A 23,190-nucleotide genomic window follows, 5' to 3' on the forward strand; every position below is an offset into this window, starting at 1 on the left:
CCACTCAGTTGTCTGAGCGGATTTGGTGTTTAGATTCTTAGTCTTTATTTTCGTATGGCAAGATTAAGTTCAAGATGATTCCTGTCATGGCTGATAGGGCAGTACCTGAAAGGGTGACTGGACCAAGTTTAAGGATAGCTCCTCCAAGTCCAAGTACCAACATAGCACTTGCGATGATTAGGTTACGCATTTGAGCGAAGTCAACACGTTCTTTGATCAAGACTTTCAAACCATTACTTGCGATAACTCCGTAGAGAAGGATTGACATACCACCAAGTACAGCATTTGGAATGGTTGAAATCAAGGCAGTGAATTTACCAAGGAAGCTAAGGGCAATCGCGATGAAGGCAGCGTTACGGATAACTGAGACAGAAGCGATACGAGTCATACCGATAACCCCTGTATTTTCTCCGTAAGTTGTATTGGCTGGTCCACCAAGGAAGGCAGAAACTGAAGTTGCGATACCGTCACCAAGAAGAGTACGGTGAAGACCTGGTTCTTTCAAGAATTGACGGCCACAGATTTGACCCAAAACAGTATGGTCTCCGATATGTTCAGAAATTGTTACGATAGCGATTGGCAAGATGGCGATGGTTTCTGGACCAAAGTAAAGATTGTATTCTTTAAAGGCACCACCTGTGCTAAATGGCAAGTAGAAACCAGGAATCTCGAACCAGTTAGCTTTAAGAACTGGTGTAAAATCAACCAAGCCAAGGGTTAGTGCGAAGAGGTAACCACCGATAATGGCAAAGAGGAATGGAATGATTCGTAGGAAGCCTTTTCCTTTTGTATTGATAAAGGCAGCAATCAAGAACGTAACAACGGCTACCAGAGCATTTTTCCAATTTCCGTCTGCTACAAGACCTGCATTGGTAACAGCTGAACCTGCAAGTCCAAGACCGATAACGATGATCATAGGACCGATAATGATTGGTGGTAAGAGTTTATCAATCCATTTTGTTCCTACAAATCGGATGCTGGTAGCAACAAGGACATAGACCAAACCAGTCAAGATAACCCCTGTTTGAGCAGCAGATACATCACCACCCATTTCTTTCATAGCCAGTGACATAGCTGTGATAAAGGCAAATGAAGAACCTAGATAAACTGGAACTTTAAATCCAGTGGCAATCATGTAGATGAGTGTTCCAACACCTGAAGCAAAAAGGGCAACAGATACCGGCATTCCCAAAATTAAGGGTACCAAGATGGTCGCACCAAACATGGCGAAAACGTGTTGGAAGCTAAGGAGAATTCCTTTTCCAGCCGAAGGACGTTGGTCAACGTCTAGTAACAAATCAACAGTTGATTCTTGTTTCATATAAACCTCACTTTTGGGCATCAAAAAAGAGCCCATTATTTTACAGCAATAGGCCCTCAGAGTAAGACTTCTCTAAAATCTAGACTTTAAAGAGTTTCAAGTATTTCTGCGTCTTCGTCACCTCACGGGATGACATTAAAAACCTTTGCTTAGGATAGTATAGCAGAAAAAAATGATTTTGTAAATCATTTTTTCCCGAGCCTAAAAATAAAAGAGCGAGGCTGACTTTGTAAATATTTTTTTACTTAAAAATTTAAAGCGGGCGTTTGTTGGGCATGCCAGCCTTTCTTGGATATTTATTTGGCGTTTCTTTTTTCTTTTCCACCACTGTGATGTAGCGCGGATCTCCATTAGGTAGAGCATAGCTGAGATTATCTTCGACTTTACTGAAGAGGAGGTTGAGGGCATTCTTAGCTTCTAACAACTCCTCAGGCGCATTGCTGGCCTTGAGTGCCAATAGTTTTCCGCCAACTTTAAGGTAAGGAATAGTCAATTCAGACAAGACCTGCATACGGGCAACCGCACGAGCTGTTACATAATCATATTGAGCACGGAAGTTTTTGTCTTGGGCAAAATCTTCTGCACGTCCATGGTAGAAATGAACATCGTCCAAATCCAGTTCTTGGGCCAAAAGTTGCAGGAAGTTGATGCGCTTATTGAGTGAATCAATGATGGTCACATCTAGCTGAGGATAGAGAATTTTCATCGGCAGACTAGGAAATCCTGCCCCAGCTCCAATATCAAGAAGTTTGATATTTTCATTTGAAATCAAGCCTTGAAGGATGGGTGCAATCGAATCGTAAAAATGTTTGAGATAAACTTCATCCTTGTCCGTAATAGCTGTTAAATTAATCTTTTCATTCCACTCGACCAAGAGTTCAAAATAACGTTCAAATTGTTCTTTTTGCTGGTCCGAAAGTGGAATATTTTGCTCGGAAAGCAAGTTGTAAAATGTTTCTGGTTTCATAGTTATTTCCTTCTTTAGTATCATCTTATTTTACCACAATCATTAAAAATTTGATATACTGGTACTAATCTAAAAGTAGAAAGGACTTATATAATGACTTGGATTATTCTTGGAGTTATCGCTCTTATTGTTATTTTTGTGATTGTTAGCTATAACGGTTTGGTTAAAAATCGTATGCAAACCAAGGAGGCTTGGAGCCAGATTGATGTTCAGTTGAAACGTCGAAATGATCTCTTGCCAAACTTGATTGAGACTGTAAAAGGTTATGCTAAGTATGAAGGTTCTACCCTTGAAAAGGTGGCAGAACTACGTAACCAAGTGGCAGCAGCGACTTCACCAGCAGAAGCTATGAAAGCTAGTGATGCACTCACTCGTCAGGTTTCAGGTATCTTCGCAGTTGCAGAAAGCTATCCAGATTTGAAAGCTAGTGCCAACTTTGTTAAATTGCAAGAGGAGTTGACAAACACAGAAAATAAAATTTCTTACTCTCGTCAACTCTACAACAGTGTTGTTAGCAACTACAATGTAAAATTAGAAACTTTCCCAAGCAATATTATCGCTGGAATGTTTGGATTTAAAGCAGCAGATTTCCTTCAAACACCAGAAGAGGAAAAGGCAGTTCCTAAAGTTGATTTTAGCGGTTTAGGTGACTAAGATGTTGTTTGATCAAATTGCAAGCAATAAACGAAAAACGTGGATTTTGTTGCTGGTATTTTTCCTACTCTTAGCTCTGGTTGGCTATGCGGTTGGTTATCTCTTTATGCGGTCTGGGCTTGGTGGTTTGGTTATCGCACTGATTATCGGCTTTATCTATGCCTTGTCCATGATTTTTCAATCGACAGAGATTGTCATGTCCATGAATGGAGCGCGTGAGGTTGATGAGCAAATGGCACCAGACCTCTACCATGTAGTGGAAGATATGGCTATGGTGGCTCAGATTCCTATGCCTCGTGTTTTCATCATTGATGATCCAGCCTTAAATGCTTTTGCGACAGGTTCTAACCCTCAAAATGCGGCGGTTGCTGCGACGTCAGGTCTCCTAGCTATCATGAATCGTGAAGAACTAGAAGCTGTTATGGGACATGAAGTCAGTCATATTCGTAATTACGATATCCGCATTTCGACTATTGCTGTTGCCCTTGCTAGTGCTATCACCATGCTTTCTAGTATGGCAGGTCGTATGATGTGGTGGGGTGGCGCAGGTCGCAGACGAAGTGACGATGATAGAGATGGAAATGGTCTTGAAATCATTATGCTAGTGGTTTCCCTACTAGCTATTGTGCTGGCACCTCTCGCTGCAACCTTGGTGCAACTAGCTATTTCTCGTCAGAGGGAATTCCTAGCTGATGCTTCCAGTGTCGAGTTGACCCGCAATCCTCAAGGGATGATTAATGCTCTACGTAAGTTGGATAATAGTAAACCAATGAGTCGTCCTATAGATGATGCCAGCAGTGCACTTTATATCAATGATCCCAAGAAAGGGGGAGGGTTCCAAAAACTCTTTTACACCCACCCACCTATTTCAGAACGGATTGAACGTTTAAAACATATGTAAAAAGAATCCAGAGGTCATCTCTGGATTTTTACTATGTTGCAAATTTATAAATCGTCTAAATTAACTACCTCCAAACCGTGTTCTGTCAAGCGATAGATAGTCGAACAGACCTCTTTTAAGAAACGACGGTCATGCGAAACAGTGATGATACCGCCTGGATAGGTGGCAAAGAGTTTTCTGATCTGGGGTTGAGAAGTGGGAGAAAAGTTTCGTGTGGGTTCATCCAGCAGGAGAAAGTTTGGTTTGCGCAGCACTAAATCCAAAAGCAGGAGTTTGCCCTGTTGCCCGCCAGATAAGGAGCGAATTTGATGCTGCATTTCTGGATAACTGAAATTGAGACTGGCTAGGTGAGATTGGATTTTCTGCAGTTCCTCTTTTTCACCAGTTTTGCTGAGGTAGGCTATTGGTGATAAATCCAATTGCAGTTTTTTGTGGTAATCTTGTGGCATATAACCAAGCGAAATCTCTCTTTTATCATTCAGAAGTTGTTGTAATTTGACTAACAGAGTTGATTTTCCAATACCATTTGGGCCGATGATACCAATTTTTTCTTGACCACGGACAGTTAATTGTAGTTCTTGAGCCAAAACTCGGTCGTCAATGTACAAATTTTCTTTTTCCAGTTGGATTAAGACTTTAGAAACCGGTAATGGCTGTATATCTGAGAAGAAAAGTCTGATTTCTTCCTCTTCAAGTGGTTTTTGGGTCATGGACTGAGCTGCCTTTTCAATACGTTTTTCTTGAGAGAGAACATTTTTCATCTTTTTAGCTAATAAGCGACCGGCAGTACTGTCTTTGGTAGCTCGAAGGGCAGTTTCTACATTTTGCTTGACTCGCCGATGTTTTTCCATGGTTTTATCGTAGGCTCTTTGGTCGTTAGCAGCTTGCTGACTTTGTCTGACAAAATTAGCCTGTCTCTGTTCACTATAGCTCTCATAGTCTAAATGCTCTACTAGAGTTTTAGCTTCTTTTCGGTGCTTGACTAGTCGCAAGTGGACAATAGTATCTGCCGTTTCAGAAAGAAAGTCTTCATCATGGGAGATGAAAATAACAGTTTGCCTGGTCTTTTGAATCTGACCTTTTAGCCAATCAACCGTCTCAAGGTCTAGGTCATTTGAAGGTTCATCTAAAAATAGAATTTCAAAGGGTTTTGCTAACTCGTGGATGAGCTGAATTTTCAAAGCTTCGCCCCCTGATAGACTGCCAATCTCTTGGTCGTTTGCGAAGCGATCACTATCAAAATGCAATTCCTCAGCTAAACGATAGAGGACACTGTAATCTAAATCAATAGTATCTAAAAAGAAGTAGTCGTGTAAAGTTTTCTTTTTCAGCTCCTCGGGAAGTTTTTGAGGAATATAGGCCAGTGACTGATAGTCAGACTGGATGTCTCCCCTGATAGTGAAATCAGGTAAAGTTTCTCTCATTAAAGTTTTAAGCAAGGTTGATTTACCATTTCCTTCTTCGCCAATAATAGCAACCTTTTCCCCGTCTTGGATGGTCATGGTTAGATCAGAGACAAGGTCTCGTAAATCTTTGTTTTGTGTGATGGTCAGATGATTGATTTTTATCATATGATTGCCCTTTCTATAATGTCTATAGTGCATAACAAAAAGCTCTACTTTACCTAGTAGAGCCCAAAGTCACTGTCAAAAAAACTCTATTAAAATGCCAGAAAAAGAGCATAAAAGAGCACACAAAAAGAGACAAAAACAAGATCTACTAAATAAAGTTTCTTTATTTGATAGACTTAGTTGTTCATGTCTCCATTACCTCCGAGTATTAGTACCTTTATCCTATACCTTTAAGGAAATTTTGTCAATAGAAAACTGGAAATTCTATGCTCTAAAATACGAAAACAGGTCCATAGAGAGTTAGTAGGTGTTTGACATGCTCGTAATGGAACTTGTCGTAGTTTCGCCAAGCAATGCGTGCTTGGTCGTTCAGTTTTAGGCTACTGAGGCCTATCAGAAGACTGGTGCGTTGGTAAAATTTCTCAAGGTCGATTAAGATACTGTTGTTTAACTTTTCCGCTTTTTTGAGCTCTTGCAGAGTAATGTTTAGTAGCTCTTGTAGTCGAATATCATCTGCCCTACCCTGTTTGCAGCTTTGGAAACTTTTATTTAACTCGGATAGGAGTTGGGTTGCATTAGTAATGAGTTCTTTGTCTTTCATGTGGGCATCCTCCTTGCTATCATGTATTCTTGCCTATAGTATAGGACCAAAAAATATAGTGATAAATATATTAAAAAATCGAATGTTAATTACAAAGTTTGGTGGGCTGATTTGTAGCCTTTTCATGGTATAATCAAGAGAGTAAATCTTTATGGAGGAAGTATGAAATTAAATATTCAAGAGATTCGCAAGCAGTCTGAAGGCTTGCATTTTGAACAAACATTAGACTTAGCCGCAGACCTGCGTGCACGTAATCAAGAAATTTTAGATGTAAAAGATATCCTTGCTGTTGGGAAAGTACAGTACGAAGACCGTATGTATTTCTTAGATTATCAACTATCTTATACCATTGTTCTTGCTTCAAGTCGCAGTATGGAGCCAGTTGAGTTAGTTGAATCTTATCCAGTAACGGAAGTTTTCATGGAAGGCGCAACCAACCAGCTAGATCAAGAAGTTCTAGATGATGACTTGGTATTGCCTATCGAAAATGGAGAACTTGATCTTGCTGAGAGCGTGTCAGACAATATCCTGCTGAACATTCCTATCAAGGTCTTGACGGCTGAAGAAGAAGCTGGTCAAGGATTTGTGTCAGGAAATGACTGGCAAATCATGACTGAGGAAGAATACCAAGCTCAACAAGCAGTTAAGAAAGAAGAAAACAGTCCTTTTGCTGGCTTACAAGGACTATTTGATGGAGACGAATAATGGTCTTGTCAAAAAAACGAGCACGAAAGGTGCTAGAAGAAATCATTGCTCTGTTTCCAGATGCCAAGCCTAGTCTTGATTTTACCAATCATTTTGAACTCTTGGTTGCGGTCATGTTGTCAGCTCAGACAACGGATGCAGCGGTAAATAAGGCCACACCGGGTCTCTTTGCTGCCTTTCCAACGCCACAAGCCATGTCTGTGGCGACTGAGAGTGAGATTGCTTCACACATTTCTCGCTTGGGATTGTATCGGAATAAGGCTAAATTCCTTAAAAAATGTGCCCAACAGTTACTAGACGATTTTGATGGTCAAGTTCCTCAAACACGTGAGGAATTGGAGAGTTTGGCAGGAGTTGGTCGCAAAACAGCCAATGTTGTCATGAGTGTAGGATTTGGGATTCCAGCTTTTGCAGTGGATACTCATGTGGAGCGTATTTGTAAGCACCACGATATCGTCAAAAAATCAGCGACACCTCTTGAGGTGGAAAAGCGGGTCATGGATATCTTGCCACCGGAGCAGTGGTTAGCTGCTCATCAGGCCATGATTTATTTTGGAAGAGCCATTTGTCATCCTAAAAATCCAGAGTGTGACCAGTACCCACAATTATATGATTTTAGCAATTTATAAGATGGGGTTTCAAAAGTTTTTGCTTGATTTTAAGCATGCTTTGTGCTATAGTATTTGATAACTAAATATTCCTTTAAACCTGTCCCGTGAGGCAGGCAAGGAGCGCGATAAAGTAGAAGGGTGGAGTCTATACTGTTAGCAGTTGGGCTTGCTTAGCTATACATTTCAAGTCTCCTTGTTTAAGGAGACTTTTCTTTTTGGAGGTTTGTCATGAAGACAAAAGAAGTTGTAGACGAATTGACCGTCAAACGAGCGATTACGCGTATTACATATGAGATTATCGAACGCAACAAAGATTTGAATAAAATCGTCTTGGCTGGTATTAAAACTCGTGGTGTCTTTATCGCCCACCGAATCCAAGAACGTTTGGAGCAACTAGAAAATCTTTCAGTTCCTGTTGTGGTATTGGATACTAAACCCTTCCGTGATGATGTTAAAAGTGGAGAAGATACTTCTTTGGTTTCTGTTGATGTGACAGACCGTGAAGTTATCTTGGTGGACGATGTGCTTTATACAGGCCGTACCATCCGTGCTGCTATTGATAATATTGTAGGTCATGGTCGTCCTGCGCGCGTGAGTTTAGCAGTTCTCGTCGATCGTGGGCATAGAGAATTGCCAATCCGTCCAGATTACGTTGGAAAAAATATCCCAACCAGTCGTTCTGAAGAAATCATCGTGGAGATGGCAGAACTTGATGGCCAAGACAGAGTTCTGATTACTGAAGAAGCTTAGAAAGCTAAAGGAGTAGCCATGTCAGAAAATCAACAAGCATTGAACCATGTGGTGTCCATGGAAGACCTCACTGTCGATCAAGTGATGAAATTGATCAAGCGAGGAATTGAGTTTAAAAACGGAGCTCAGCTTCCCTATGAAAACCACCCGATTGTTTCCAATCTTTTCTTTGAGGATTCTACACGGACGCATAAGTCCTTTGAAGTGGCAGAGATTAAACTGGGGCTGGAACGACTTGACTTTGATGTGAAAACTAGTTCAGTCAATAAGGGTGAGACACTTTATGATACTATTTTGACTCTGTCTGCTTTAGGAGTGGATGTCTGTGTGATTCGTCACCCTGAGGTTGACTACTACAGAGAGTTAATTGCAAGTCCAACGATTACGACTTCCATTATCAATGGTGGAGACGGTTCGGGACAACATCCTAGCCAAAGCTTGCTGGATTTGATGACTATTTATGAGGAATTTGGTCATTTTGAGGGTCTCAAGGTTGCGATTGCAGGTGACTTGGACCACTCACGCGTTGCCAAATCTAATATGCAGATTTTGAAACGCTTAGGTGCAGAACTTTATTTTGCTGGACCTGAGGAATGGAGAAGTCAAGAGTTTGCAGACTATGGACAGTTTGTAACCATTGATGAAATCATTGATCAGGTGGATGTCATGATGTTTCTCCGTGTGCAACATGAACGTCATGATAGTGGAGCTGTCTTTTCAAAAGAAGATTACCATGCCCAACATGGCTTGACTCAAGAACGTTATGACCGTTTGAAAGAAACAGCAATCCTTATGCATCCAGCTCCAGTCAATCGCGATGTGGAAATCGCAGATCACTTGGTTGAAGCACCAAAATCACGGATTGTCCAACAAATGACCAATGGTGTCTTTGTTCGAATGGCAATCTTAGAATCCGTACTGGCGAGTAGGAACGCCAACTAAAACACAAGACGTTAAAAGACGCCAGTGAGCGTCCACGAGAGGTGAAAATATGATAAAAAGACTTCTAGTATTAGAAGATGGCACAGTTTTTGAAGGCAAGGCCTTCGGAGCAGATATTGATGTTACAGGCGAAATCGTCTTTAATACAGGGATGACCGGCTACCAAGAATCCATTACAGACCAGTCTTATAATGGACAAATCTTGACCTTTACTTATCCTTTGGTAGGAAATTATGGAATCAACCGTGATGATTACGAATCCATTATTCCAACTTGTAAGGGAGTCGTTGTTTTTGAAGAAGCACGTAGAGCAAGTAATTGGCGCAACCAAATGACCTTGGATGAATTTTTGAAAGCCAAGAAAATTCCAGGTATTTCAGGAATTGATACGCGTGCCCTTACCAAGATTATCCGTAAGCATGGTACTATGCGTGCAACCTTGACCCATGTTGGGGACAGCATGGACCATGTGACGGACCAGCTCCAAGCGACAGTCTTGCCGACAGATAATATCAAGCAGGTTTCTACTAAAACTTCCTATCCAGCTCCAGGAGTTGGTTTGAGCGTGGTGTTAGTGGACTTTGGTCTCAAGCACTCAATCCTACGTGAACTTTCTAAACGCAACTGTAATGTGACCGTTGTTCCTTATTCGACAACGGCTGAAGAAATTCTCCATCTCAATCCTGACGGAGTTATGTTGTCAAATGGTCCAGGTAACCCAGAAGATGTTCCACAGGCACTCGATATGATTCGCGGTGTGCAAGGAAAAATTCCAATCTTTGGTATTTGTATGGGGCATCAACTCTTTGCAATGGCAAATGGTGCTAAGACCTATAAGATGAAATTTGGACACCGTGGATTCAACCATGCGGTACGTGAAATTGCTACAGGACGTGTGGATTTTACAAGTCAAAACCATGGTTATGCAGTTAGCCGTGAGGATTTGCCAGAGCATTTGATTATCACCCACGAAGAAATCAATGATAAGTCAGTTGAAGGTGTGCGTCACAGATACCAACCTGCTTTCTCTGTTCAATACCACCCAGATGCAGCCCCTGGTCCACACGACGCAAGCTACCTATTTGACGAGTTTATCGAGATGATGGAAGCTTTTAAACAATCAAACTAAGAACGAGTAAAAGCTCGTCGGAGAATTTATGTAACTGAACACGGACGGAAAGCTCGGAATTTAGAGAAACCAACTTGGATTGTCAATCCTTCCTGGGTTTCCTAAAATTCAATCGCTTTCTATTCGTCCTTTGTATCTTATTTAATGTCGCCCTGAGAGGCGACGAATAGAAAGGAGAAGATACATTGTTCGCGGAAGTGAACACGCCCTAAGAACCGTGTGAAAAAGATAAACATCGTCTTGACGCTGAAGGCGTCTGCACCGAGTTTCCTATTTTCACTGTGTTCTTTACGGGCTTTGTATCATAAACTATGCCTAAACGTACTGATATTCAAAAAATTATGGTGATTGGTTCTGGTCCGATTATTATTGGTCAGGCTGCTGAGTTTGACTACGCTGGGACACAGGCTTGCTTGTCTTTGAAAGAGGAAGGTTATGAGGTTGTTTTGGTTAATTCAAACCCTGCAACTATCATGACGGACAAGGAGATTGCGGACAAGGTCTATATCGAACCGATTACACTTGAGTTTGTGACTCGTATTCTTCGTAAGGAGCGTCCAGATGCCTTGCTCCCAACACTCGGTGGTCAGACAGGTCTTAATATGGCCATGGAGTTGTCTAAGAATGGTATTTTAGATGAGCTAGGAGTGGAACTTCTGGGTACTAAATTGTCTGCTATTGACCAAGCAGAGGACCGCGATCTCTTTAAACAATTGATGGAAGAATTGAACCAACCAATTCCAGAATCTGAAATTGTCAACACAGTAGACGAAGCAGTTGCCTTTGCAGCAACAATTGGCTACCCAGTCATCGTCCGTCCAGCCTTTACTCTTGGTGGTACTGGTGGTGGTATGTGTGCCAACGAGGAAGAATTGCGTGAAATCGCTGAAAATGGTTTGAAATTGTCACCTGTTACCCAATGTTTGATTGAGCGTTCGATTGCTGGCTTTAAGGAAATCGAATACGAAGTCATGCGTGACTCAGCTGACAATGCTTTAGTTGTTTGTAACATGGAAAACTTTGATCCAGTTGGGATTCACACAGGGGATTCCATTGTATTTGCCCCTGCCCAAACCATGTCAGATTATGAAAACCAAATGCTACGTGACGCGAGTTTGAGCATCATTCGTGCCCTCAAGATTGAAGGTGGATGTAACGTTCAGCTGGCCCTGGATCCCCACAGCTTTAAGTATTATGTTATTGAAGTAAATCCTCGTGTATCGCGTTCGTCAGCCCTTGCTTCTAAGGCGACAGGTTACCCGATTGCTAAGTTAGCTGCTAAGATTGCAGTAGGTTTGACCTTGGATGAGGTGATCAACCCAGTTACAGGTTCAACCTATGCCATGTTTGAGCCAGCCCTTGACTACGTTGTTGCCAAGATTCCACGTTTCCCATTTGACAAGTTTGAAAAGGGTGAGCGCCGTCTTGGTACTCAGATGAAGGCCACTGGAGAAGTCATGGCAATCGGTCGTAACATTGAAGAATCTCTCCTTAAAGCTTGTCGTTCCCTTGAAATTGGGGTGCATCACAATGAAATGCCTGAACTTGCATCAGTTTCTGATGATGCCTTGATTGAAAAAGTAGTCAAAGCCCAAGATGATCGTCTCTTCTATGTATCAGAAGCCATTCGTCGTGGCTACACACCAGAAGAAATTGCTGAATTAACTAAGATTGATATCTTCTATCTGGATAAACTCTTGCATATCTTTGAAATTGAGCAAGAATTAGGTGCCCATCCACAAGATCTGGAAGTTTTGAAAACAGCCAAACTCAATGGCTTCTCAGACCGTAAGATTGCTGAACTTTGGGAAACGACTGCAGACCAAGTTCGCCAGCTTCGCTTGGAAAACAAGATTGTCCCAGTCTACAAGATGGTAGATACTTGTGCGGCAGAATTTGACTCTGAAACACCATATTTCTATTCAACCTATGGTTGGGAAAACGAGTCTATCAAGTCTGATAAAGAATCTGTACTTGTCCTAGGTTCTGGTCCAATCCGTATCGGGCAAGGGGTTGAGTTTGACTACGCAACCGTTCACTCTGTTAAGGCTATCCAGGCGGCTGGCTATGAAGCCATCATCATGAACTCAAACCCAGAGACCGTTTCTACAGACTTCTCTGTATCAGACAAGCTTTACTTTGAGCCATTGACATTCGAAGATGTTATGAATGTCATCGACTTGGAGCAACCAAAGGGAGTTATCGTTCAGTTCGGTGGTCAAACAGCTATCAACCTTGCGGAGCCATTGGCAAAAGCAGGTGTGACTATTTTGGGAACGCAAGTTGCTGACCTAGACCGCGCCGAAGACCGTGACCTCTTCGAGCAAGCTCTTAAAGATTTGGATATTCCACAGCCACCAGGACAAACGGCTACCAATGAAGAAGAAGCAGTACTTGCAGCTCGCAAGATTGGTTTCCCAGTCCTCGTTCGCCCATCTTATGTCTTGGGTGGTCGTGCTATGGAAATCGTTGAAAACGAAGAAGACCTTCGTTCTTACATGCGTACAGCGGTTAAGGCTAGTCCTGACCATCCAGTCCTTGTAGACTCTTATATCGTTGGACAAGAGTGTGAAGTTGATGCCATTTCAGACGGAGAAAATGTCCTTATTCCTGGTATCATGGAGCATATCGAACGTGCCGGTGTCCACTCAGGTGACTCAATGGCCGTTTACCCACCACAAACCTTGTCGCAAAAGGTGCAAGAAACAATCGCAGACTATACTAAACGCCTAGCAATCGGTCTTAACTGCCTTGGAATGATGAACATCCAGTTTGTCATCAAGGATGAAAAAGTCTATGTTATTGAGGTCAATCCACGTGCCAGCCGTACCGTTCCATTCCTTTCTAAGGTGACCAATATTCCTATGGCTCAAGTAGCGACTAAGCTCATTCTTGGTCAAAGTTTATCAGAACTTGGCTACCAAGATGGACTTTACCCTGAAAGCACTCGCGTTCATATCAAGGCACCTGTCTTCTCCTTTACCAAACTAGCTAAGGTAGACAGCTTACTTGGTCCTGAAATGAAGTCAACAGGGGAAGTTATGGGTTCTGATACGACTTTGGAAAAAGCTCTCTATAAAGTCTTTGAAGCTTCTTACCTCCACTTGCCAACTTTTGGTAACGTTGTATTTACCATCGCTGATGATGCCAAAGAAGAAGCCTTGAACTTGGCTCGTCGTTTCCAAAATATTGGCTATGGAATCCTCGCGACAGAAGGGACAGCAGCCTTCTTTGCCAGTCATGGATTACATGCTCAGCCTGTTGGAAAGATTGGTGATGATGATCAGGATATTCCAAGCTTTGTTCGCAAAGGAAGAATCCAGGCTATCATTAACACAGTAGGAACCAAACGAACTGCTGACGAAGATGGTGAGCAAATCCGCCGTTCAGCCATTGAACACGGTGTGCCACTCTTTACAGCCCTAGATACAGCTAATGCTATGCTTAAGGTACTTGAAAGCCGTAGTTTTGTCACAGAAGCAATTTAAATAGAAAAAAGAGAAGGTGTAACGATCTTCTCTTTTTTGTTATATTTTTTCTTGTAAACTACTGCTTAATCAGCTTTTGCGATAAGCTTTAATACTGTGGCTATACCACTCTTGCATTTCTTTTGATGGTGGTGTCATATAATCCCCATACATCTGGGTTAAAAATTGATCATATTTTTTAGGGACGGGCAACATACGGTCTTCAAACTCAGTTAAGATGAGTTCTTTAAAGGTATCAACTGGGAAGACTTCTTTCATACCTTCCTTACCAATCCCAATTCCTCCTTCATATTGAGGAGTGCTGGTTGAAGCATTTTTGACTAGCTGATCAATTTTCTTGTAAAAGTAGCGAGGATTGACCAATCGGAGGGCGTACCAGCTACATAATCTTAGAAAATCTTTTAATTTGCTATCACCGTGAACTGCGCGTGATTTTTTGATATAGGCTAGTTGACGAAGGGCTACATACTTATAACTCTTATCGACAATGCTCAAGTCTGTAAATCGATCAATTGGGAAGACATCGATAAAGAGACTGGTGTCATGACGCTTGTACTTAACATGGTCTTCGATAACAGTAGAAGTGTCCAAAATCGATGCGAAATTATGGAAGTACCAAGAAGATGTATCGTAGGAAAGAACCTTGTAGCGAGGGTGGTCTTCTTCCTCAATAATCTTCAATAAGCGCTCATAATCTTCACGATAGAGAGAAATATCAATATCATCATCCCAAGGAATCATACCTTTGTGGCGGATAGCTCCAAGCATGGTTCCGTAACTTAGAAAATAAGGAATATCATGTTTCTTACAAGTCTCATCAATATAGTCTAGCAGGGCTAGTTGAATATCTTTAATTTCTTCTTTTTCTAAATACTGCATCCTAATCCTCCAATTTGTAAGCGTGAAATTCATGACTGTAGAAGCGTTTTTCTTCTGGTGGTAGGGTCATATAATCTCCATAAAATTGCGTCAAAATAGTATCAAATTTTTCAGGTGCTGGAAGGCTTAAATTTTCAAAGGGTAAATCAATTGTTTTATCAAAGGTACCACTTGGAAATACTTCTTTTTCCTTAAATTTAGAAGGGATAAAGGCCATATACTGACCATTCTCACGACTATATTTTTGAATTTCTTTCTCGATTTTATGTGCGAAATAACGAGGAGAAACAGGTCGAAGGAGTAACCAGAAGGCTGTTCGTATCCAATCTTTTAAAAGGCTATCCTTATAGACAATATTTTTATGTTTACTGAAAGACAGAAGTTTGAAGCTTTCCAGTTTATAACAAGTATCAATGACCTTAGGATCATCAAAGCGATCCATAGGGAAAATATCGATAAAAACACCAGACTCATAGGTTTTTGTATTTCGAGTATCAATAATTTTAGTTGTACTGTCGGTTATTTTGATAAAGTTGTTAAAGTAGTTCTTATCAGTTTCTAAGGAAAGGAGCTTATATTTGCTTTTTTCCTTTTGAAAGATGTTAATAAATCGTTGGTAGTCTTCTCGAGGCATGGACAAATCAATATCGTCGTCCCAAGGGATAAAGCCTTGATGTCGAACCGCCCCAATCAGAGTGCCGTAGTTAATAATATAGTTGATATTGTGCTTTTTACAGAGAGTATCAATATACTCCAAAATTTCTAATTCAATCTGTTTGGCATCTTCAATGGTTAGTTGTTTCATTCTAAACTCCTAAGATTTTTTGAATTTATTTTTTAAGGCTAGGACATGGTTTAAAAATTCATAAAAAATGCTATCTTTGGTGAAGACAAGTAGACCAATATAAGAGATAGCTGATAGCAAGACAATCAAACCAGTATTCATCAAAAATGGTAAATTAATGACCATATCCACAGGATACAATAAATTAATCAGGAAATAAATTCCTACAAAGGAAAGTGAAAAGAGCGAGTATCGAACAGTATAGCTAAAGATATGTCCTAAGTGAATAAGTTGTTTTCTATGGATGAAAATGATATAGAAAACAAGTAGAGAGGCCTCTGATAGCATAGTTGTCAGTAAGTAGTATTCAGGAGCCACGATATGGTTGAAAAAGAGGAGACTATTTAAGCCCAAATTGAGTAGCCCAGCAAAGACTGTGTAAACTGTGATACGTTTTTCATAGCCATTTGTAAAGAGAATTTGGGAACCAAGAATGGTATCTAGTGCCAGGATAATCGTCCGAAAAGCGAAGAGAGAGGTTAAGATACCACCTCCGATATATTTTTCACTACCGTAAAGTAGGATAGCATTTGGTCCTAAAACCATGAGTCCGAAACTGAGTGGAATGATAAAGAAGTTAAAGATTCGACTACCTCTATTAACCAGAGAAACATAGGCTTCTTTGTCTCCTTTCCCCAGATAGTAACTGAGACGAGGCACACTCACTCCGATAGCTCCTGTTACAACACCAGCAATAACGGTCACAATTCGTTGAGCTATGGTGTAGTAACTAACGTTAACATCAATCCCTGTTTTAACGAGGAAGAGACGATCTAAAAAAGTGAAGAGCATATTGGCATTAGCAAAGACCAACATGGCTGTTAGAGGGAGAAAGAGCGGTTTAAAATCACTTATGTGGATTTTAACAAGTTTGATCTCTCTTTTGATCCAAAAATAACTAATCAGGTAGTTAATTAGTGTCGATAAACTCATCACAAGTGTATAGACAACAATATCGTGTTCATTCTTGACAAACAGGAAAATAGAGACCAGCATCAGGATACGGATGAAGGCAGTCTTGTAAAAGAGAAAACTGTAATTTTCCAGAGCTTCATTGACCCACTCGATTGAAAAAATCTGGGCAATGAGTTGAATCCCCATAACAAGGTAGACTTTTTTGACGATTGGATTATCTGTAAAGAAGAGAGGATAGGCAAGGATATAGACAGCGGTAGTCAAAATCGTACAAGCAATGCACAAATAAAAAAGACTGGAGAAGGTTCTATTCAGATCTTTTTTGTTATCCTTGACATTACTGATGGCCCGTAAACCGTAGTTATAGACCCCATAAGTCGCAAAGGGCAAGAAAAATGACAAAATAGTGTCGACAGAGTTGAAGTAACCATAGCCAGTTCGGTCCAAGACACGCGCGACATAGGTTCCAGTTAGGATGGGAAAAATAATATTTAAGACACGAATTCCCATGTAAGATAGAGCATTTAATTTTATACTTTTCATTCAATTTACCTCGTTTTTCATTATATCATAAAGTCAGCTAATAAGAAATGAAGGGCAGTAATACTCTTCGAAAATCTCTTCAAACCACGTCAGCGTCGCCTTACCGTACTCAAGTACAGCTTACGGCTAGCTTCCTAGTTTGCTTTTTGATTTTCATTGAGTATAAGTCAAGTAATCACTTTGAAGTTTCAAATCTTAATTTTAAGTTTTCTTTAAGGAAAGTATATTATTCTGAAGAACTCTAAAATTTCACAGCCATTTATTGGTAATGACTACAGAATTCCAAGTCATTACTAGAAGTGGACTAGTTTCTTTGAATAATAGAACTCCTTAATCCTTCTATTCTAGAACGGGAGGGCCGGTATTTCTTTTATGATAGAACTAGATTGTGGTATAATAGAGAGAATAAGTTTTTTTAGTAAGACAAAGGAGAAAATAGATGATTTATGCAGGAATTCTTGCTGGTGGAACTGGCACACGCATGGGAATCAGTAACTTGCCAAAACAATTTTTAGAGCTAGGTGATCGACCTATTTTGATTCATACAATTGAAAAATTTGTCTTGGAACCAAGTATTGAAAAAATTGTGGTTGGGGTTCATGGAGACTGGGTTTCTCATGCAGAAGATCTTGTAGATAAATATCTGCCTCTTCATAAGGAACGTATCATCATTACAAAGGGTGGTGCTGACCGCAATACAAGTATTGAAAAAATCATTGAAGCTATCGATGCTTATCGTCCGCTTACTCCAGAGGACATCGTTGTTACCCACGATTCTGTTCGTCCATTCATTACGCTTCGCATGATTCAGGACAATATCCAACTTGCCCACAATCATGACGCAGTGGACACAGTGGTAGAAGCGGTTGATACTATCGTTGAAAGTACCAATGGTCAATTCATTACAGATATTCCAAATCGTGCTCACCTTTATCAAGGACAAACACCTCAAACATTCCGTTGCAAGGACTTCATGGACCTTTATGGCTCTCTTTCTGCTGAAGAGAAAGAAATCTTGACAGATGCATGTAAAATCTTTGTCATTAAAGGAAAAGATGTAGCCTTGGCCAAGGGTGAATACTCAAATCTGAAGATTACAACCGTAACAGATTTGAAGATTGCAAAAAGTATGATTGAGAAAGACTAGTAAAATGATTAATCAAATTTATCAACTAACTAAGCCTAAGTTTATCAATGTCAAATATCAGGAAGAGGCTATTGACCAAGAGAATCATATCCTCATCCGCCCTAATTATATGGCGGTCTGTCATGCGGATCAGCGTTACTACCAAGGAAAACGTGATCCAAAGATTTTGAATAAAAAACTTCCAATGGCAATGATTCACGAGTCATGTGGAACCGTTATTTCTGACCCGACAGGAACCTACGAGGTTGGGCAAAAAGTTGTCATGATTCCCAATCATCCTCCTATGCAGAGTGATGAAGAATTCTATGAGAACTACATGACAGGGACTCATTTCTTGTCTAGTGGATTTGATGGCTTTATGAGAGAGTTTGTTTCTCTTCCTAAAGATCGTGTGGTGGCTTATGATGCTATTGAAGATACGGTTGCAGCCATTACAGAGTTTGTCAGTGTTGGCATGCATGCCATGAATCGCTTATTGACCCTTGCTCATAGCAAGCGGGACCGAATCGCCGTTATCGGAGATGGAAGTCTAGCATTTGTGGTTGCCAATATTATCAATTATACTTTGCCAGAAGCAGAGATTGTGGTTATTGGTCGTCATTGGGAAAAATTGGAACTTTTCTCTTTTGCCAAAGAATGCTATATTACTGATAATATTCCTGAAGATTTGGCCTTTGACCATGCTTTTGAGTGTTGTGGTGGTGATGGTACTGGACCGGCTATAAATGACCTGATTCGCTACATTCGTCCTCAGGGAACGATTCTCATGATGGGAGTTAGCGAATATAAAGTCAATCTCAATACTCGCGATGCCTTAGAAAAAGGCTTGCTCTTGGTTGGTTCCTCTCGTTCTGGTCGCATTGATTTTGAAAATGCCATCCAAATGATGGAAGTCAAGAAATTTGCCAATCGTCTTAAAAATATCCTTTATCTAGAAGAACCTGTAAGAGAAATTAAAGATATTCACCGTGTCTTTGCGACCGATTTAAACACAGCCTTTAAAACCGTGTTTAAGTGGGAAGTATAAGTGCTGGAGGTTAATTGTGGAGAAAATCATTAAAGAGAAAATTTCTTCCTTACTTAGTCAAGAAGAGGAAGTCCTCAGTGTTGAACAACTGGGGGGAATGACCAATCAAAACTATTTGGTCAAAACAACAAATAAGCAATACATTGTTAAATTCTTTGGTAAAGGGACAGAAAAGCTTATCAATCGTCAAGATGAAAAGTACAATCTTGAACTACTAAAGGATTTAGACTTAGATGTAAAAAATTATCTTTTTGATATTGAAGCTGGTATCAAAGTAAATGAGTATATCGAATCTGCGATTACGCTTGATTCAACTACAATCAAGACCAAATTTGATAAAATTGCTCCAATATTACAAACTATTCATGCTTCTGGCAAGGAATTAAGAGGAGAATTTGCTCCTTTTGAAGAAATCAAAAAATACGAATCCTTGATTGAAGAGAAAATCCCTTATGCCAACTATGAAGCTGTTCGAGAAGAAGTCTTCTCCTTAGAGAAAAGACTGGCTGACTTAGGTGTTGACAGAAAATCTTGTCATATCGATTTGGTGCCTGAAAACTTTATAGAATCACCTCAAGGACGTCTATATCTGATTGACTGGGAATATTCATCAATGAATGATCCAATGTGGGATTTGGCAGCCCTCTTTTTAGAGTCCGAATTTACTCGTCAAGAGGAAGAAGACTTCTTGTCTCACTATGAGAGTGAGCAAACACCTGTCTCTCGTGAAAAGATTGCCATTTATAAAATTTTACAAGACACTATTTGGAGTCTATGGACTGTCTATAAGGAAGAGCAAGGTGCAGATTTTGGTGACTATGGTGTGAGTCGTTACCAAAGAGCTGTTAAAGGTTTGGCTTCTTATGGAGGTTCAGATGAAAAATAAAAATGGAGTTTCTTTTGGTCTACTCTCAGGTATTTTCTGGGGTTTAGGTCTAACAATTAGTGCTTACATCTTTTCGATTTTTACAGATTTGTCACCCTTTGTAGTGGCTGCTGCTCATGATTTTTTGAGCATCTTTATCTTACTAGCTTTTCTTTTAGTGAAAGAAGGGAAAGTTCGCCTCTCAATTTTCTTAAATATTCGCAATGTTAGTGTTATCATCGGAGCCTTGCTAGCAGGCCCTATCGGTATGCAGGCCAATCTTTATGCGGTTAAGTATATCGGAAGTTCCTTGGCTTCATCAGTATCGGCTATTTACCCTGCGATTTCAGTTTTATTGGCTTTCTTCTTTTTGAAGCACAAGATTTCGAAAAATACTGTGTTTGGGATTGTCTTGATTATTGGAGGGATTATTGCTCAGACCTATAAGGTTGAACAGGTCAATTCCTTCTACATTGGGATTCTTTGTGCTTTGGTTTGTGCCATTGCATGGGGGAGTGAGAGTGTCCTTAGCTCCTTTGCCATGGAAAGTGAATTGAGTGAAATCGAAGCCCTCTTAATCCGTCAAGTAACTTCATTCTTGTCCTATCTTGTGATTGTGCTCTTCTCTCATCAGTCATTTGCTGCAGTGGCCAATGGACAATTGCTAGGTCTTATGATTGTCTTTGCAGCCTTTGATATGATTTCCTACTTGGCTTATTATATCGCTATCAATCGCTTGCAACCAGCCAAGGCTACAGGTCTTAACGTGAGTTATGTAGTTTGGACTGTCTTGTTTGCAGTTGTTTTCTTGGGTGCACCGCTAGATATGCTGACAATTATTACGTCACTTGTCGTTATTGCTGGAGTTTATATTATTATTAAAGAATAAAGGAGATTCGTGTGAAAGCCATTATCTTAGCAGCGGGATTGGGAACTCGCTTGCGTCCTATGACTGAAAATACCCCTAAAGCCTTGGTTCAGGTTAATCAAAAACCTTTGATTGAATACCAGATTGAGTTTCTCAAAGAAAAGGGAATCCATGATATCATCATCATTGTTGGTTACCTTAAAGAACAATTCGATTACTTAAAAGACAAATACGGTGTTCGCCTCGTTTTCAATGATAGATACGCTGACTACAATAACTTTTACTCTCTCTATCTTGTAAAAGAAGAATTGGCTAACAGCTATGTTATTGATGCAGATAACTACCTCTTTAAAAATATGTTCCGCAATGATTTGACACGTTCGACTTATTTTAGTGTTTATCGTGAAGATTGTACCAACGAATGGTTCTTGGTCTATGGAGACGACTACAAGGTTCAAGATATTACTGTTGATAGCAAGGCTGGTCGTATCCTTAGTGGTGTATCCTTCTGGGATGCTCCAACTGCAGAAAAGATTGTCGGCTTTATCGATAAGGCCTATGCAAGTGGTGAATTTGTTGATCTCTATTGGGACAATATGGTTAAGGATAATATCAAAGAGCTAGATGTCTATGTTGAAGAATTAGAAGGCAATAGCATCTATGAGATCGATAGTGTCCAAGACTATCATAAATTAGAAGAAATTCTTAAAAACGAAAATTAAAAATTTTGTATGTGAGTTATAGTCTCGATAAAAATAGTTACATCAAAATGAAATAGGAATTAGGTGAATCAATTGGGGAAGTCAAATTAGTGTGTTCGTCTCCTATTTCAATCTACTATACAAGAAAAGTGCAAATAAGAAATCTCCAGATTAGGAACCATCAGTGAGTTCTCTAGTTTGGAGATTTTTCAATATACTTCGTTATTGGACGGTTACAATTGAGTGTTATCTAGCTTCCGGCTCATTTATTTGTTGATTTAGCCCCATCCCTATCCAGCGGATATGTCGGTGTAATGGAATCCCTAGACAGAGGCGAAACTAAGTCCTTATTTAGTACTCGATCTGTTCCTTGTTGAACATAAGCCACGATAAGACGTAGCGGTTTATCGCCTATGGATTGCTTTTTATACTGAGTCGGATATAATACTGATGTTCCATCTGCTCCTACTAGCCCCCATGCAACGATGTCATAACCTTCTGCTGAGGTTTCAATTCCACCAAAATTTTCATTATGTCCACCTTGAACCAAGTACATTTTCAATTGAGAGCCTTGCGGAATATTAGAACTAGAGAATCCATTTGGTGGAGTAGGAATTTTCCCCTTAACTATAGGTTTTTCTCCTGCTTTTCCCTCTACATCTTGTTGAGCAGTCTTTCCTGGATTTAGTGGAGATTCATCAAATTCTGGTTTTGGTAGTTGATACAGAACCTCTTGAATCTTACTAGACACGTGACCGCTTCCTTCAGTTACTGTTAAGGTTGTATTGTATAGCCCATAGAGATTTTTAGGAGACTGACCGGTAATAGTTAAAACAGCTCGTTTTCCATTACTATCAATTCTTGTTTTGATTGTAGCCCAAGTTTTACCGTCCTTACCCACCGTTGGGAACCCTGATAAAGAAATATTTCTAATAGTTCCAGTTTCTACAGTAGCAATATATTTTAAAGGTATCTCGTTTAAGTTTTGACCGTTATATAAATTACGAGTGTCTCTTTCTCTTCCTGAATCATCCCTAGATCTTTTTTCGTTCCCGGTACTTCCTGTAGCAAACCCATAAACAAGACCGGAAACACTTCTACGATTCCTGGTTCCTCCAGTTTCCTCTGCATCTTTCTTTAGATGAGCAGCCTTTTTATACTCCTCAAGTGCAGCATTAAAGACCTCCTGATTGACAAGCCCATTTTCTGATTGCCCCAATGCTTCGTTGAATTTATCATAGGCTTCCTTGAGTTTTTGGACTTGTTCTGGATTTTCAGTGCTGGTCTTCAGTTCTTGGAGGAGTTTATGAATTTTGTCCGATAGAGGATAGCTTCCTCTACCTAAATAGGAGATTTTAACTTTGATTTAACAGAGATAGAATCATAATAAGAATGATACAGCAAACTGAAGCTAGAATAGTAGACCTTGGTTTTTAAAATATTGTTAAAAATTAGTTTGAATTTCTCAACTAATTTATGCAGTTATTACTTCGTTCTGTTATAAAAAATCAAACGCTCCCTTCTCATGATGGCAAAAACAAGCATGTAATAAAAAATTAATAATTCTGACATTTTAAGATATAGAGCTTGCAATCATTGATAAAATCAGCTACCATGAGTAAGTAAGTAAGTAAGTAAGTAAGTAAGTAAGTAAGTAAATTTGTCTCGATTATGATATAATAATTAAACTAGGTGAACTTTGCTAGTAGGAGAAGCAATATTTTGCCACTAGATATAAACATGAGACTTCCTTTCCAAAAT

At 40.0% G+C, this 23,190-nt stretch carries 21 protein-coding genes; 13 read left to right on the forward strand and 8 right to left on the reverse strand.

What is annotated here, in order from left to right; all coding sequences use genetic code 11:
- Positions 1-37: 37 nt before the first annotated feature.
- Both HT679_RS08785 and rsmG read right to left on the reverse strand, forming a co-directional pair.
- Positions 38-1,321 carry a solute carrier family 23 protein gene (locus HT679_RS08785; protein WP_173214156.1) on the reverse strand — a complete coding sequence of 428 codons (1,284 nt, stop codon included), beginning with the start codon at positions 1,319-1,321 and terminating at the stop codon, positions 38-40.
- Between the two features lie 253 nt (positions 1,322-1,574).
- Positions 1,575-2,288 (reverse strand): 16S rRNA (guanine(527)-N(7))-methyltransferase RsmG, encoded by a 714-nt coding sequence (gene rsmG / locus HT679_RS08790; protein WP_173214158.1) that lies wholly within the window; start codon positions 2,286-2,288, stop codon positions 1,575-1,577.
- Between the two features lie 93 nt (positions 2,289-2,381).
- Between rsmG and HT679_RS08795 the strand changes: the two genes are divergently transcribed.
- Both HT679_RS08795 and htpX read left to right on the forward strand, forming a co-directional pair.
- Positions 2,382-2,942, forward strand: coding sequence for a LemA family protein (locus HT679_RS08795; RefSeq protein WP_000219822.1), 561 nt, complete (start codon positions 2,382-2,384; stop codon positions 2,940-2,942).
- A 1-nt stretch (position 2,943) separates the two neighbouring features.
- Complete coding sequence (gene htpX / locus HT679_RS08800; RefSeq protein ID WP_173214160.1) at positions 2,944-3,843, forward strand: zinc metalloprotease HtpX; 900 nt, start codon at positions 2,944-2,946, stop codon at positions 3,841-3,843.
- A gap of 44 nt (positions 3,844-3,887) precedes the next feature.
- Here the strand turns inward: htpX and HT679_RS08805 are convergent, their stop codons facing one another.
- Positions 3,888-5,447 carry an ATP-binding cassette domain-containing protein gene (locus HT679_RS08805; protein ID WP_173214163.1) on the reverse strand — a complete coding sequence of 520 codons (1,560 nt, stop codon included), beginning with the start codon at positions 5,445-5,447 and terminating at the stop codon, positions 3,888-3,890.
- 238 nt (positions 5,448-5,685) lie between these two features.
- Positions 5,686-6,015 (reverse strand): helicase BlpT, encoded by a 330-nt coding sequence (locus HT679_RS08810; RefSeq protein ID WP_173214165.1) that lies wholly within the window; start codon positions 6,013-6,015, stop codon positions 5,686-5,688.
- 162 nt (positions 6,016-6,177) lie between these two features.
- Here HT679_RS08810 and HT679_RS08815 point away from each other — a divergent pair, with 162 nt between their 5' ends.
- From HT679_RS08815 to carB, 6 genes are all read left to right on the forward strand, one after another.
- Complete coding sequence (locus tag HT679_RS08815) at positions 6,178-6,720, forward strand: DUF177 domain-containing protein (RefSeq protein ID WP_000773212.1); 543 nt, start codon at positions 6,178-6,180, stop codon at positions 6,718-6,720.
- Entirely contained in the window at positions 6,720-7,349 is a 630-nt protein-coding gene (gene nth / locus HT679_RS08820) for an endonuclease III (RefSeq protein ID WP_000244443.1), read from the forward strand. Before HT679_RS08815 ends, nth begins: the two co-directional genes overlap by 1 nt.
- A gap of 210 nt (positions 7,350-7,559) precedes the next feature.
- On the forward strand, positions 7,560-8,081 hold the full coding sequence (pyrR, locus tag HT679_RS08825) for a bifunctional pyr operon transcriptional regulator/uracil phosphoribosyltransferase PyrR (RefSeq protein WP_138701911.1): 522 nt from the start codon (positions 7,560-7,562) through the stop codon (positions 8,079-8,081).
- A gap of 18 nt (positions 8,082-8,099) precedes the next feature.
- On the forward strand, positions 8,100-9,023 hold the full coding sequence (locus HT679_RS08830) for an aspartate carbamoyltransferase catalytic subunit (protein ID WP_023936533.1): 924 nt from the start codon (positions 8,100-8,102) through the stop codon (positions 9,021-9,023).
- A 49-nt stretch (positions 9,024-9,072) separates the two neighbouring features.
- A complete protein-coding gene (locus HT679_RS08835; RefSeq protein ID WP_000595946.1) occupies positions 9,073-10,152 on the forward strand; it encodes a carbamoyl phosphate synthase small subunit in 1,080 nt (359 codons plus the stop codon).
- A gap of 311 nt (positions 10,153-10,463) precedes the next feature.
- Positions 10,464-13,640 (forward strand): carbamoyl-phosphate synthase large subunit, encoded by a 3,177-nt coding sequence (gene carB / locus HT679_RS08840; protein ID WP_001126428.1) that lies wholly within the window; start codon positions 10,464-10,466, stop codon positions 13,638-13,640.
- A gap of 69 nt (positions 13,641-13,709) precedes the next feature.
- Here carB and HT679_RS08845 read toward each other — a convergent pair whose 3' ends face one another.
- From HT679_RS08845 to tacF, 3 genes are read right to left on the reverse strand one after another with little or no spacing between them, the layout of a single operon-like run.
- Entirely contained in the window at positions 13,710-14,519 is an 810-nt protein-coding gene (locus tag HT679_RS08845; protein WP_173214167.1) for a phosphorylcholine transferase LicD, read from the reverse strand.
- A 1-nt stretch (position 14,520) separates the two neighbouring features.
- Positions 14,521-15,324 carry a phosphorylcholine transferase LicD gene (locus tag HT679_RS08850; RefSeq protein WP_173214169.1) on the reverse strand — a complete coding sequence of 268 codons (804 nt, stop codon included), beginning with the start codon at positions 15,322-15,324 and terminating at the stop codon, positions 14,521-14,523.
- 9 nt (positions 15,325-15,333) lie between these two features.
- Positions 15,334-16,821 (reverse strand): type IV teichoic acid flippase TacF, encoded by a 1,488-nt coding sequence (gene tacF, locus HT679_RS08855; RefSeq protein WP_173214171.1) that lies wholly within the window; start codon positions 16,819-16,821, stop codon positions 15,334-15,336.
- 439 nt (positions 16,822-17,260) lie between these two features.
- Here tacF and HT679_RS08860 point away from each other — a divergent pair, with 439 nt between their 5' ends.
- From HT679_RS08860 to HT679_RS08880, 5 genes are read left to right on the forward strand one after another with little or no spacing between them, the layout of a single operon-like run.
- Positions 17,261-17,968, forward strand: coding sequence for a 2-C-methyl-D-erythritol 4-phosphate cytidylyltransferase (locus tag HT679_RS08860; RefSeq protein WP_050243224.1), 708 nt, complete (start codon positions 17,261-17,263; stop codon positions 17,966-17,968).
- Positions 17,969-17,972: 4 nt separating this feature from the next.
- A complete protein-coding gene (locus tag HT679_RS08865; RefSeq protein WP_140209064.1) occupies positions 17,973-18,995 on the forward strand; it encodes a ribitol-5-phosphate dehydrogenase in 1,023 nt (340 codons plus the stop codon).
- A 16-nt stretch (positions 18,996-19,011) separates the two neighbouring features.
- Positions 19,012-19,881 carry a choline kinase LicA gene (gene licA / locus HT679_RS08870; protein WP_173214173.1) on the forward strand — a complete coding sequence of 290 codons (870 nt, stop codon included), beginning with the start codon at positions 19,012-19,014 and terminating at the stop codon, positions 19,879-19,881.
- Entirely contained in the window at positions 19,871-20,749 is an 879-nt protein-coding gene (locus tag HT679_RS08875) for a DMT family transporter (RefSeq protein ID WP_057487565.1), read from the forward strand. Before licA ends, HT679_RS08875 begins: the two co-directional genes overlap by 11 nt.
- 11 nt (positions 20,750-20,760) lie before the next feature.
- Positions 20,761-21,450: a sugar phosphate nucleotidyltransferase gene (locus HT679_RS08880; RefSeq protein ID WP_173214175.1), complete on the forward strand. Its 690-nt coding sequence runs from the start codon at positions 20,761-20,763 to the stop codon at positions 21,448-21,450.
- Positions 21,451-21,691: 241 nt separating this feature from the next.
- On the opposite strand, the gene HT679_RS08885 is transcribed toward HT679_RS08880, so the two are convergent.
- Positions 21,692-22,648 carry a hypothetical protein gene (locus HT679_RS08885; protein ID WP_000531569.1) on the reverse strand — a complete coding sequence of 319 codons (957 nt, stop codon included), beginning with the start codon at positions 22,646-22,648 and terminating at the stop codon, positions 21,692-21,694.
- Between the last annotated feature and the right edge of the window lie 542 nt (positions 22,649-23,190).

Source organism: Streptococcus sp. 4886, assembly GCF_013276485.1.
Taxonomy (GTDB): domain Bacteria; phylum Bacillota; class Bacilli; order Lactobacillales; family Streptococcaceae; genus Streptococcus.

Excerpts from the sequence above, each read along its gene's own strand:
- HT679_RS08785 (WP_173214156.1), bottom strand. The coding sequence starts at position 1,321 with ATGAAACAAGAATCAACTGTTGATTTGTTACTAGACGTTGACCAACGT.
- rsmG (WP_173214158.1), bottom strand. The coding sequence starts at position 2,288 with ATGAAACCAGAAACATTTTACAACTTGCTTTCCGAGCAAAATATTCCA.
- HT679_RS08795 (WP_000219822.1), top strand. The coding sequence starts at position 2,382 with ATGACTTGGATTATTCTTGGAGTTATCGCTCTTATTGTTATTTTTGTG.
- htpX (WP_173214160.1), top strand. The coding sequence starts at position 2,944 with ATGTTGTTTGATCAAATTGCAAGCAATAAACGAAAAACGTGGATTTTG.
- HT679_RS08805 (WP_173214163.1), bottom strand. The coding sequence starts at position 5,447 with ATGCACTATAGACATTATAGAAAGGGCAATCATATGATAAAAATCAAT.
- HT679_RS08810 (WP_173214165.1), bottom strand. The coding sequence starts at position 6,015 with ATGAAAGACAAAGAACTCATTACTAATGCAACCCAACTCCTATCCGAG.
- HT679_RS08815 (WP_000773212.1), top strand. The coding sequence starts at position 6,178 with ATGAAATTAAATATTCAAGAGATTCGCAAGCAGTCTGAAGGCTTGCAT.
- nth (WP_000244443.1), top strand. The coding sequence starts at position 6,720 with ATGGTCTTGTCAAAAAAACGAGCACGAAAGGTGCTAGAAGAAATCATT.
- pyrR (WP_138701911.1), top strand. The coding sequence starts at position 7,560 with ATGAAGACAAAAGAAGTTGTAGACGAATTGACCGTCAAACGAGCGATT.
- HT679_RS08830 (WP_023936533.1), top strand. The coding sequence starts at position 8,100 with ATGTCAGAAAATCAACAAGCATTGAACCATGTGGTGTCCATGGAAGAC.
- HT679_RS08835 (WP_000595946.1), top strand. The coding sequence starts at position 9,073 with ATGATAAAAAGACTTCTAGTATTAGAAGATGGCACAGTTTTTGAAGGC.
- carB (WP_001126428.1), top strand. The coding sequence starts at position 10,464 with ATGCCTAAACGTACTGATATTCAAAAAATTATGGTGATTGGTTCTGGT.
- HT679_RS08845 (WP_173214167.1), bottom strand. The coding sequence starts at position 14,519 with ATGCAGTATTTAGAAAAAGAAGAAATTAAAGATATTCAACTAGCCCTG.
- HT679_RS08850 (WP_173214169.1), bottom strand. The coding sequence starts at position 15,324 with ATGAAACAACTAACCATTGAAGATGCCAAACAGATTGAATTAGAAATT.
- tacF (WP_173214171.1), bottom strand. The coding sequence starts at position 16,821 with ATGAAAAGTATAAAATTAAATGCTCTATCTTACATGGGAATTCGTGTC.
- HT679_RS08860 (WP_050243224.1), top strand. The coding sequence starts at position 17,261 with ATGATTTATGCAGGAATTCTTGCTGGTGGAACTGGCACACGCATGGGA.
- HT679_RS08865 (WP_140209064.1), top strand. The coding sequence starts at position 17,973 with ATGATTAATCAAATTTATCAACTAACTAAGCCTAAGTTTATCAATGTC.
- HT679_RS08875 (WP_057487565.1), top strand. The coding sequence starts at position 19,871 with ATGAAAAATAAAAATGGAGTTTCTTTTGGTCTACTCTCAGGTATTTTC.